The 12,446-nt window shown below is 37.2% G+C and carries 9 protein-coding genes; 3 read left to right on the top strand and 6 right to left on the bottom strand.

Annotated features, from left to right (window positions below; translation table 11 throughout):
• Positions 1-104 precede the first annotated feature (104 nt).
• Positions 105-1,202 carry a 3-dehydroquinate synthase gene (gene aroB, locus H6G06_RS00185; protein ID WP_190555913.1) on the bottom strand — a complete coding sequence of 366 codons (1,098 nt, stop codon included), beginning with the start codon at positions 1,200-1,202 and terminating at the stop codon, positions 105-107.
• A gap of 157 nt (positions 1,203-1,359) precedes the next feature.
• Here aroB and petL point away from each other — a divergent pair, with 157 nt between their 5' ends.
• Positions 1,360-1,452, top strand: coding sequence for a cytochrome b6-f complex subunit PetL (petL, locus tag H6G06_RS00180; protein ID WP_190555911.1), 93 nt, complete (start codon positions 1,360-1,362; stop codon positions 1,450-1,452).
• A gap of 108 nt (positions 1,453-1,560) precedes the next feature.
• Here the strand turns inward: petL and bioB are convergent, their stop codons facing one another.
• Complete coding sequence (gene bioB, locus H6G06_RS00175) at positions 1,561-2,565, bottom strand: biotin synthase BioB (protein WP_190555909.1); 1,005 nt, start codon at positions 2,563-2,565, stop codon at positions 1,561-1,563.
• Positions 2,566-2,629: 64 nt separating this feature from the next.
• On the opposite strand from bioB, the gene H6G06_RS00170 reads away from it, so the two are divergent.
• Together H6G06_RS00170 and H6G06_RS00165 are read left to right on the top strand one after the other, a co-directional pair.
• On the top strand, positions 2,630-3,196 hold the full coding sequence (locus H6G06_RS00170) for a GNAT family N-acetyltransferase (protein ID WP_190555907.1): 567 nt from the start codon (positions 2,630-2,632) through the stop codon (positions 3,194-3,196).
• Positions 3,197-3,315: 119 nt separating this feature from the next.
• Entirely contained in the window at positions 3,316-4,773 is a 1,458-nt protein-coding gene (locus H6G06_RS00165; RefSeq protein WP_190555905.1) for a protein adenylyltransferase SelO, read from the top strand.
• Between the two features lie 236 nt (positions 4,774-5,009).
• Here H6G06_RS00165 and H6G06_RS00160 read toward each other — a convergent pair whose 3' ends face one another.
• The 4 genes from H6G06_RS00160 to H6G06_RS00145 form a co-directional block, all read right to left on the bottom strand.
• Complete coding sequence (locus H6G06_RS00160; RefSeq protein ID WP_242039557.1) at positions 5,010-6,017, bottom strand: response regulator; 1,008 nt, start codon at positions 6,015-6,017, stop codon at positions 5,010-5,012.
• A 927-nt stretch (positions 6,018-6,944) separates the two neighbouring features.
• A complete protein-coding gene (locus tag H6G06_RS00155) occupies positions 6,945-7,958 on the bottom strand; it encodes a diguanylate cyclase domain-containing protein (protein WP_190555901.1) in 1,014 nt (337 codons plus the stop codon).
• A gap of 24 nt (positions 7,959-7,982) precedes the next feature.
• Positions 7,983-10,973 carry an ATP-binding protein gene (locus H6G06_RS00150; protein ID WP_190555899.1) on the bottom strand — a complete coding sequence of 997 codons (2,991 nt, stop codon included), beginning with the start codon at positions 10,971-10,973 and terminating at the stop codon, positions 7,983-7,985.
• Positions 10,974-11,379: 406 nt separating this feature from the next.
• Positions 11,380-12,426, bottom strand: coding sequence for a glycerate kinase (locus H6G06_RS00145; protein WP_190555897.1), 1,047 nt, complete (start codon positions 12,424-12,426; stop codon positions 11,380-11,382).
• Positions 12,427-12,446 lie beyond the last annotated feature (20 nt).

Raw genomic sequence — 12,446 nt, 5'->3', positions numbered from 1 at the left:
ATAAACATAATTCAGATGTTAATGATCCGAGATTGTCCAATATTTATAAAAACCTGCGGATGCAGGTCTTACGTTTTACCTTTATATATTTAGATGAGTATTTTCTAACTTGCCATTTCCTGTAATACCTGCCTAATAGTATCTGTTGGTACTTCGTCTGTTACTTTCACTTCACCAATTTGGGTTGGTAACACAAACCGCACTTTCCCAGATTTGACCTTTTTATCTAATTGCAAAGCATCAATAATCGTTTCAATATCTAAATCTGCTGGTAATTGTGTCGGTAAACCAGATTTTTTAATCAGCGCATTTTGACGTTCTGCATCTGCTTTCTGCCAAAGCCCTAATTTCACAGCGATTTCACCAGCTGCTACCATACCAATGCCCACAGCTTCACCGTGTTTCAACAGACGATAATTGGTTAAGCTTTCCACAGCATGACCGATAGTATGACCATAGTTAAGAATTGCCCGCAGTCCAGATTCTTTTTCATCTTTGCTGACAACTTCTGCTTTCCCTTGACAAGAATGAGTTAATATGTAATTTATCAGGTCGGATTTTAGATAGCGGAGTTGGTCAAGGTGTTTACTTGCTTCCAATTGAGTAAACAATTCAGCGTCCCAAATTACGCCGTACTTGATCACTTCCGCCATTCCCGCTCTAAATTCCCGCGCTGGTAAGGTTTTTAAGACTTCTGGATCAATCAAGACTAAACTGGGTTGATGGAACGCACCAATTAAATTTTTACCGTGGGGATGATTTACCCCGGTTTTACCACCAATAGCCGAATCTACCATTGCTAAGAGGCTGGTAGGAATTTGGACAACGTTAATTCCTCTTAACCATGTAGCAGCAGCAAACCCAGTCATATCACCAACTACACCTCCCCCTAAAGCTACCATTGTGGAGGAACGTTCTAGACGATTTTCCAGGGCGATATCATAAATTTTTTGGATGGAGTTCAGGGTTTTGTAGCGTTCACCTGGTGGAAGGTTGTAGCTGACAACTTCAAAACCGGCATTTTGTAAGGATGCGATCGCTCTTTCGCCATAATGTTTAAATATCATCGGGTTAGAAACTAGCAACACCTTCTTACCTAGTTTCAAACTCGCCATCTGTTCACCTAGTTGATCCAAACTCCCAGGCGCAACACTTATCTCATAAGACTTTTCTGGTATATCTACTTTAATTACAGAACTCATTTAAAAACCCTGATATAATCACTCGTGCGCGTATTTTACCGTAGTTTGGTAATTGGTAATTGGTGATTGGTTATTTCTCTGTCACCTGTCACTTGTTCCCTGTAACCTATTCCCATGATTCAATAGATTTAGTGAACTAAATTCTGGAGAAACGCAAATGGCTGTAGTTGAATACATTGTATTTTTAGGCGTGTTTATGGGTATCTCCGTAGGTTTATTATTTGGTCTGCGTTCTGCCAAGATCATTTAATTCCTAATTATTCACCCTAAAACCCTACAAAAGCCCCCCTTTTTTAAGGGAAGCCAGTCGCTTGCGGGGGTTCCCCCCGTTGTGCGAACTGGCGTGGGTTGGGGGGATCTAAACAGTCACAGCAGCAGGTGTTTTTTCCTGCTTTTGAAAAGGTGGACGCATTTCCAAACCCAGCAAATTCAACATTTCCCGGTCTGCATCATAATCAGGACAGGGAGTTGTCACCGTTAACATTTTGTTATCATCGCTGGAAAAGATGGAATTAGCTCCAGCCATAAAGCATAAAGCTTGTTCAACTTGGGAAAGTTTCGCCCTACCAGCACTCAACCGCACATCCGAATTAGGCATAATAATTCTAGCGGTAGCAATCATCCGCACCACTTCCCAAATTGGTACTTCCGGCTGATCTGCCAAAGGTGTACCGGGAACTTGTGAGAGAATATTAATCGGTACAGATTCTGGATGGGGTTGTAAATTGGAGAGAGTGTATAACATTCCTACCCGATCTGCGACGCTTTCACCCAAACCGAGAATACCACCAGAGCAGACAGTCACATTAGTTTGGCGCACATTGTCAATTGTTTGCAAGCGATCGCCATAAGTGCGAGTAGTAATTACAGTGCTGTAATATTCCTGGGAAGTATCCAAGTTATGATTATAAGCATACAGTCCCGCATCTTCTAACCGTTTAGCTTGATTTGCACTTAACATTCCCAAAGTGCAGCAAACCTCTAAACCCATGGAGGTAACATCCTTTACCATATCCAGGACTTCCTCAAACTGGGAATTATCCCGCACTTCCCGCCAAGCAGCACCCATACAAACCCGACTTACACCGGTTTCTTTCGCTTTCTGAGCAATCTTCAGCACCGTTTCTTTTTCTAACAGTGCTTCCGGCTTTACCTCTGTTTTATACCGAGAAGATTGAGCGCAGTAACTACAATCTTCGGAACAACCACCTGTTTTAATAGAGATCAGCTTACAAACTTGTATTTGTTTTGGGTTATGAAATTGGCGATGCACACTAGCAGCTTGATAAATAAGCTCTAGAAATGGTGTATTATATATTGCCAAAATTTCATCTTGCTGCCAATCGTAGCGTATTCCCACCATCGCTATCCTTTTGTAGATTGTTACTAAAATACACAAAAATACACAAAATTAATAATTCTAGTGTATGAAATCAGAACTGCCACTAATCACAACCAATCGTCTGTTATTAAGAGTGGCGATTCCAGAAGATATACCACAAATTATCCAATATTTTACTATTAATAAAGCCTATCTTACCCCATTTTTTCCCACTTGGGTTGATGGTTTTTTCACAGCAGAATATTGGCAATATCAAATTGAACAATATCATCTGGAATTAATTCACGACTGCGCCTTAAGATTATTTATATATCACCAAATCAACCCCAAGGAAATTATTGGTGTTGTCAATTTTAGTAGTTTTGTGCGCGGAGCCGCTAGTTTTTGTAATGTTGGATATAGCCTAGCAGAAGCAGCACAAGGTTATGGTTACATGACAGAAGCTTTAAAAGCCGGCACTGAATATATATTTCAAGAATTAAATTTTCACCGCATCATGGCCAATTATATGCCTCATAATCGCCGCAGTGGTAATGTATTAAAAAGACTGGGTTTTGTAATTGAAGGATATGCTAGAGACTATTTATTAATTAATGGTAAATGGGAAGATCACATGCTCACTAGTTTGACTAATCATAACTGGAAACCTTAGTTAGCAGTCAGGAGTCAGAACTCAGGAGTCAGGAGGCAGAATTAAATAATTACGAATTACGAATTACGAATTATCTCAGATGTAAGATGAAGAGAAGAACAAATTAAAAATTACTAAAAATGACACTTGCTGAAAATCCCAACCAAACCAATTCTAGTAATTCTAGTAATCCTTTACTATCTCTCAACTACGAAAGCGCCTTAGAATCTCTAGGTAGTGACTATTATGATGAAGTTGTCGCCGAGGAATTTCCTCAACTTATACTGCGTTGGCGTAATGATGCAATATTACCGCATTTAAGACTTGATCCTCAAGTAGTCAAAGATGAAGATTTTATCACGGCTTTTGGTAAATTCCAAGGAAGAAAACCTTTTTTAGCCCTGCGTTATCACGGTTATCAATTTGGTGAATATAACTCCCAGTTGGGTGATGGTAGAGGTTTTTTGTATGGACAAGTAAGAGGAATTGATGGCGAATTATACGACTTTGGGACAAAAGGATCAGGGAGAACACCTTACTCCCGTGGTGGTGACGGTATGCTTACTCTCAAAGGTGGAGTACGGGAAGTTCTTGCAGCAGAAGCCCTACACCGCTTAGGGGTGAGAACTTCTCGCTGTTTGAGTATGATTGAAACCGGTTTAGGTTTATGGCGTGGAGATGAACCTTCTCCAACTCGTTCATCAGTAATGATACGGATGAGTAAATCTCATATCCGGTTTGGAACTTTTGAGAGACTGCACTATTTAAAACGTCCTGATTTAACTCAAAAGTTGTTAGATCATGTGATTGAGCAATATTACCAAAACCTCAAAGATGAAAATGATAAATATGCTCTTTTTTATGCAGAATTAGTGAAGCGAGTAGCGGAATTAGTAGCGCAGTGGATGGCGGCTGGTTTTTGTCATGCAGTTTTGAATACTGATAATATGTCAATTACAGGGGAAAGTTTTGACTATGGACCATATGCTTTTATTCCTACTTATGATTTATACTTTACTGCTGCATACTTCGACTATTATCGACGCTATTGTTACGGTCAGCAACCAAGCATTTGCCATTTGAATTTAGAAATGCTGCAAGAACCTTTAAAAGTAATAATTGATATTGGTGATTTACAAAGTGGTTTAGCTAGGTTTGCCGAATATTATCAGGCTGAATATCGGAATTTGATGTTGAAAAAGTTGGGTTTTGAGGATTTGCAATTTGCGGAAGCTGATGATTTATTAGAATTAACAATAGCCTTTTTAAAAGATAGTCAAATTGGTTATCATCAATTTTTCTCTGATCTAGCTCGCACCTTTACAATTAAATGGCGTGATGAACCAGCTTTTGTGATGAATGATTCTGAGATTGTACCCACTGTGGGAGCATCCACACTGTTTGATAATTGGTGTGTGCTTTTTCATAAAGTTCTCAATAATTTCGACCCCAATCAAATGGAGATAATTTCCCGAAATCTAGCTAAATATAATCCCCAAGCTAATTTATTAAGGCCTGTGATTGAATCAATTTGGGAACCAATTGTTCAAGAAGATAATTGGCAACCTTTTTATGATTTAGTTCATAAATTTCGGTAACATATCACCCCAATACACCTTGATAATATAGATCCCAACTTCTTTGAGAAGTCAGGGAACCTTAATAAGGGGAAAACTGGAATCAAAGTCTTTTAAAGAGGGATGTCGATACAATATTAGACTTTACAAACATCCTCTTAAGTTGACCTGCAAGGACTAATTTCCCCTTCTTTAAGGGGGTTAAGGGGGGATATAATCCAATACTGCACGGAGTTTTTCACCTTAAACCTTTGCCTCTATAGTTTTGTTGTTCGTTGTATTTTTTCAAAATTAAGTGCTTTTTCTACCATATGAATCAAAGTCTTTGGAGTCTTCTTAACACTAGGAAAAATAGTTGCTACTCCTATAGCCAATGTGAGAAAATCATTTTCTATGAATGGGGTGTTATTAATTTTTAGGCTATTTACTTTTTTTTGAATTAACATTGATACATAAACTGCACCTTGAGAATTTGTATTGGGGAGAATTACAGCAAATTTTTCATTTTCATAGCTGGCGACTAAATCAGTCGAGCGTTTAACCTCTGATTTAATTTCTGTAGCTATTTGCTGTAAAAAATTATCTGCTGTGAGATCAATATCAGCATTATTATAGTTATTGGCAAAATCCAAATTACAAATTAATAGAGAAAGAGGTAATTTTTCACTGGCTAGTTTTTGCCATTGCAAATTTAAATATTCATCAAACTTTCTCCGATTGGCCACTTTCGTCACAGCATCTACAAGAACAACTGATTGTAAATTCTGATTAGCTGTAATTAAAGCTTTTGTAAACCTTTTATGTTCCTCTTTTTCTTGGTCTAACCGTTGATTGTAGGCTATAATTTCTAGATGTTTTTGGTAAACAATTAATTTACTTTCAACCCGTGATAATATTTCTGATTCTTGAAAAGGTTTGGTGATGCAGTCTATTATAGGAATATCAAAGTTCCTAATTTTATTTATAACTTGATCCAGAGTACCCATGAAAATTATGGGAATATTGGCGGTTTTTTCCTGAGTTTTCAATTGCCGATAAACTTCATAGCCATTCATCTTAGGCATATTAATATCCAGCAGAATTAAATCAGGACATTGGTTCTTTGCTATCTCGATTGCTGTTTTACCATTCACAGTTTTTTCAACGTTGAATCCTTTCGATTTTAGTATCTTAGATAGTAAGCGTAGATACTCTGGACTATCATCAACAAGCAAGATTAGACGATTATTATGATCTAATTTAGATTTAGACATCGACATGAGCATAGCTAATTTTATCCAGTTAACGTAATGTGAATAATTTTCTCTAGGAGTTGTCAACAATCTTGTAGTTGATACCCTATGCACACAAAGACGAAGTGCAAGAAGTTTAAGCAGCAAAAGTAATACACCATTCGGGTGTCAGCCTTTCCTGCTACTTAAGCAAGCAAAAACAGGTTGATATATCTGAGTGGCGATGCGATGCCTTTTCATCTATTAGCCTATCCGTGAGGATACAGTTAAGGCAATATCAGATATGAGCCATCACATTTGCATCCTGATTTAACAAAAAGCCCGTTATTCCTGTAATTAAGTAATATTACTGAGATCTAATTGCTAACAAAAATAGATATGCCCTGTTTGATGCAGAATTAATTAACTGAGTAGTAAAGTTAGTAGCGCAACCTATAGTGGCATCTAGCTTTTATCATATAGTACGGAATACTCAAAAATATTTTGATTAAGGGCAGTGTTTTAACTATAGCCCTATGTCTTCATATTTACTGATTATGCTGTACTTTAGGGATGCACGTTTCGATTATTATAGATGCTATTGCTACAGATCAGCAACCTAGTATTCCACATCCCCAAAGTATGTTCAGAAATACATTTTCCTGAAACTTGATCCTTGAAATTCCTGTGGAGCAATGGTTTCATGGATTTATATGTAATGCGATCGCTGGTAAAACATCAAATAGTTACAATATATTGCTATATCTAATTGCATCCATAAGAATTTTTGAAATCAACTAACTTTTGCCTAGACTAAACATTAGACCTCTCCGGAAATATGGTAGAGACGTTCCGCCGGAACGTCTCTACAAGGGTTTCAAACCACGCACATTTAATTACCGGAGATGTCTATTATGTGATATGATAATTTGCTAATTTTTGCTAAAATAAATCTTTGCCTCACTCTGTTCCTACTCTCCATTACATCAAATTTTCAGCGACAATCCTGTTTCTACCTTGGGCTTTGGCAGTATAGAGTGCTTTGTCACCAACCTCAATTAAGATATTCGGAGACATCTCCAGATTAGGAACAAGAGTCGTAACACCTATACTCAAAGTTATAAAATTATCAACTCTAGATTGAGCATGGGGAATCTTGAGACTATATATATTTTGTCGAATTTCTTCTGCTAAATAAATAGCTCCTTCATAATTGGTATTGGAAAGAATTACTGCAAATTCTTCTCCCCCATAACGAGCTAATAAATCAGATGGACGCTTAACTGATGATTTCAGTGTTTTAGCAATTTGCTTTAAACAATCATCTCCGGTTAAATGTCCATAGGTATCATTATAGTTTTTGAAAAAATCCACATCACATAATAATAGAGATAGAGGCAATTTTTCCCTAGCAAGTCTTTGCCATTCTAGATTTAAATATTCATCAAATTTTCTCCGGTTGGCAACTCCTGTCAAACCATCTAAGAGAGCAAAAAGTTGTAGCTGTTGATTAGCCGCAAGCAAAGCTTCTTCAACTTTTTGACGTACCTTGATTTCTTGGTGCAACTTTTGATTTTGTTCAATAAGTTGCTGATGTTGCTGGTAAATGATTAATTGATTTTTAACCCTGGCTAAAACTTCCAACTCTTGAAAAGGTTTTGTGATGTAATCTACTCCACCCATCTCAAAAGCCATAATTTTATCTGTAGTTTGGTCTAAAGCACTAATAAAAATTATAGGGATATTAGCAGTTTTTTCTTGAGATTTCAATTGTCGACAAACTTCATAGCCATTCATATCTGGCATATTAATATCGAGTAAAATCAAATCCGGAGGTTCTATTTTCGCTGCATGGATGGCAATTTCACCACTAACTGTTTTTTTGATTTTAAAGCCTTTCGACTCTAACATCTTAGACAACAGTCGGAGGTTGTCTGGGTTATCGTCAACAATCAAAATTTGACCAAAATTGCGATCATAAGCAGATGAGAACATAATTTTATTCTAGTTTATTTGATTTTATGTAGGAGAAGTCAGGTTAATAATATTCTCTATCTGGAAGTTATCAACTAAATTTTTTAATGTATCAGCTATTTGCTGGTGTTCTGGAGGAATTTGTGCAAATAGTTGATAAAGTTGCTCATCGTCAATGACTCTTGCGGCTGCATGAACTTGAGCAATCCAATCAAGAGGCATAACCTGCAAATTAGATGCAGTCAATCGTACTAATTTAGTATTAGGTTTAAGCTGTTTTTTCTGTTGATTAATATCTGCATAGACATAACGTAAATCAAGATAATGCGCCATTTTTTCAAATAGAATATTTTCTTCAAAAGGTTTAGCAACAATATCATCACAACCAACTTGTAAGATTGCTTGTTTATCTTCTGCAAAAGCACTGGCCGTCAGAGCAATCATAATTACATTTTTTCCTTGATTCATGGATCGAATTTGCTTGGTTGCTTCATATCCATTCATGACTGGCATTTGTATATCCATCCAAATCAGATGCGGTTCCCACTCTCTGCAAATATTAATTGCTTCTAACCCATTTTCTACTGCATAGACATCAAAACCAACAGATTCTAATAGTTTAACAAGTAAGAGACGATTTTCTAAAATATCCTCAACAATTAAGATTCTATATTTAGGTTGTCCCGGTTCTAAACCAACAACTCTTTTAGTATTTTTAATGGGAGCAATAACATCGACTTTATCAGCAAGACTGAGTTGAACACGACAGCTAAAGGTTGTACCCTCACCTAAAACACTCTTAACTGTTATATCACCTCCCATGAGTCTGGCAAATTGACGGCTGATAGCTAATCCCAGTCCCGTACCTTGCATAAACTGTCTTCCACCTTTAGCCTGGAGGAATGCTTCAAAAATTAATTCTTGGTCTTCAATAGCAATACCTGCACCTGTATCTTCTACTTCAAATTTAACAATTATTTTACCTGTCTCTGCCACTAAAGAGGCAAAATCTCTGGGGTAAGATACTCTGATGGCAACATGACCAACAACGGTAAATTTGATAGCATTACCTATTAAATTAATCAAAATTTGTCGGAGTTTGCCTTCATCTCCAAATACATACTGGCAGACTTCTGGATTAAAGTCAGTGATGAAACTTAATCCTTTATCTGGTGCTTTAATGGTAAACATTTCTTGAATTGAGTAAGTTAGACGACGCAAGTCAAAATAGCTTTCATTTAAGGTTAATTGACCAGCTTCAATTTTAGACATTTCTAAAACATCATTAATTAAAGACAGCAAATGTTCACCACTACGACTAATGATGTCTAAATTCTCTTGTTCTTCTTCAGATAAGGAGCTATTACGAGTTAAGATTTGAGTAAAACCTAAGATGGCATTAAGTGGAGTTCGTAATTCATGACTCATTTTGGCCAGAAACTGACTTTTGGCACGGTTGGCAATTTCTGCTTGTTCAGCAGCTTGTTGTAGTGCTAGTTGGGAAAACTCTAGTGCGGCAAGCATGAGGCTATTTCTCATCTCTTGTGCTACTTCAATTTCAAATGCTTGCCAAGGAAGTGATTTATTTTCAACTGTTTGCTTCCATAGTTCAAAGGACTTACGTGGAGTCAGATATTGCTTATCATCAGATATTGCCTCGTGGGGATTACCTGCCCAATTCACAGTTTGAACTTGCTCTGGTCTGAACCAAATGATATGATAAGACCGTTCATGGAGAACAATAGAAATTGCTAAAATACCGCAGGCTTTATCTTGAAAATTACTAGCTTTTGGGTATAGCTGTGATAGAGAATCTGTGTAAAAAATATCTTGTTGATTTTGATTCAATGTCCATTCTACTAGCTCTCTTGTATCTTGTTCTGAAGGAGTATTACCAATTAAAATTAATTGCTGTTGTAATAAGATAGCAGCACTATTAGCTCTTAGTAAATTCAATAAACTTGTTTCATTACGCTTGAAGATATTACCAATATAATCTAATTCATTGGTTAAGTTATGATTTAGTTGTTGTTGAATACATTTGACTTGTTGACGGTAAAAATTTAATGTGCGTTCCCGATAATTAACTAATTCAATAGATGCAAATTGACCTATCACTTCACAGATTTTGCGAATTTCATAATCAATATATTTGGGGGAATAATGGTGACAAGCAATCAGACCCCAGAGCCTATTTTCATTAATAAGTGAAATGGACATTGAACCAGCAACGCCCATATTACGCAAGTATTCTCTATGACATGATGATATACTTCTCAATATTGAATTACTTAAGTTAAGGGGTTCATCAGCAAGAGAATGATTGCTCTTCAGGATGTCAACAGGTTGATAATTAACTTCTGGAATTACTCGCAGCCAATTTTTGCAGTAAAGTTCTCTAGCTTGATTGGGAACGTCAAAGGCAGGATAATGTAATCCTAAATAAGTTTCTATATCACTTTGTTTATCTTCGGCAATTACAACTCCACTGTAGTCTGGTTCAAATTTGTAGATCATCACCCTATCAAATTGAGTTATTTTTCTCACTTCTTGAGCAAGAGTTTGATAGAGATCGGAGACATGGGAAGCATTCCTGATGTTAAAGACTGCTCTTTCTAAAAGATGAGTATCTTCTAGTAATGGAATTGTTTTCATCAATGAATGAGGTTCCATTTCCAGAATTAAAACCCCATGACTACGATGAAGTATTCCTAGAAAAAATGAGGATATTTCTAAATGCTTATGTGTAATTTCTAATAGATGGACGAATACAGTTTGTTTCTCTTGTAAGGAATCGGCAATTAATTGTATTTGTGCTGGAGATAAGAGGCAGTTTAAGTTTTGTTCAAGTAAAGATTCTGGTGGGATACCAAAAAATTGATTTGTGTTTTTGCTGACTTGTAAAATAGTTAATTCTGGTTCCTGTAAAGCCAATAGTACACCGTATGGCTGGATCTGCCCTGCCAGATGGATTGGCTGCTGTTCATAGCTACTAACATCTAGTGTTTCTGGTATCCTAAAGTATTTATCATCCATATATAATATGTTTTATTTTTGATGGGGCTATTTTGGGAATTTAATTATTTTGCTTTGGTGATTACTAAACCTAAAAAATATTAGATTTGGTAGTAATATGAAAATTTTAAACTTTATCTATTGCTGTTTGTATACTGTTTAATTGAAAGGATTTTCAAGGAGGCAAATTACATGAGATTGCAGGTAAATGAAGTACAAAATAAGAGGGAAAAAGCCATGCAATAAGAGAGTTTTCTCGCTGTACAGAGACTGCGCTTTAACGCAACTATTAATAGTTAAATAATCAGGACTTACGCAAAACAGAACGGAAGTAGGGGTAATTCATGAATTACCCCTACGCAAGAATCAGGTTTTAAGTTCAATCTTGCGTAAGTCCTAATAATATTTAACGCTGAATTACCTTTTGTCAGATCCAATGATTGTATACCGAAGCAAACGAATGATCGGCATCAACTTTCACGACCAAATCAACTTTGGGGGATCTCAGCAACGGTTTGATAAATAATTCTGGGTGTAATGAGCGCCAAAAGTAATTGACAAATTCTTCTATTTCTGCATCGCTCATACCTGATTTACCAGCAGCAATCATTTTTCTTTCTGCTTGTTTACGCCATGCCAAAGAACAACGATAATCGCTGGGATCAAGTGCTATTAGGCTATCTAGGCGTTTCCACAGTGGTAAATAAGCTTGAAGTTGGTGATTCATGTCACGAGCAAAAGCCCGGTCATCATCTGTGATTATGGGAGGTGGTGCGGTAGTAAAGGCTTGAGGATCAATAGGAAGCACACCCACAAACCAGCCTTCAAAGAGGACTATATCAACGTTGGTAACAATTTCTGGGGTGGTGCGATCGCCAGCACCAGAGTAAGCTGATTTATCAAAGCGGGGAACTGTCACCGGACTGTTGCCTTGACGAATCTGATCGAGTAGACTTAAACCTAAGTCGATATCGTGAGTTCCTGGCGGACCACGCCAAATTAAACGGGGATCTTGCTGTGTTAAAGCCAAGCGATCGCCATAGGTTTTGTACAAGTCATCCAAAGATAAACTGAGGGTATAGTATCCCAACTGCTGGAGAATCAAACCGAGAACCTGGCACATTGTGGTTTTACCAGTTCCTTGTCCACCTAAAATCCCCTGGATATAAGGTCTACCCAAATTTTGACGACTTGATGCGATTTTGATCCCCAAGGGTAGCCATAAATCCCACAAGACCTGTAACATAGCCTGATGCGGGATTTGCAGGTTAGTTGGGCAAAATTGGCTAAAAGCAGGTAAAACAGATTTAAGTAGGTGCGATCGCTCTTGAATAACTTGAGCTACATTGTGCGGGGTAATATCAAAAACCTTTGCCCTCAAAGGATCTGCCAGTGCCACTTCTTGGGCTAAAACTTGCCAAGAAGCAGATGTTTCACCTGTGAGCAAAAATTCATGTAGCCACTCACTGATCATAACTATCACCCATACCCCAA

The sequence above is a fragment of the Anabaena sphaerica FACHB-251 genome, from assembly GCF_014696825.1.
Classification (GTDB): domain Bacteria; phylum Cyanobacteriota; class Cyanobacteriia; order Cyanobacteriales; family Nostocaceae; genus RDYJ01.
The sequence above is the reverse complement of the archived record's forward strand: the minus strand, read 5'-3'. Positions and strand labels throughout refer to the sequence as shown.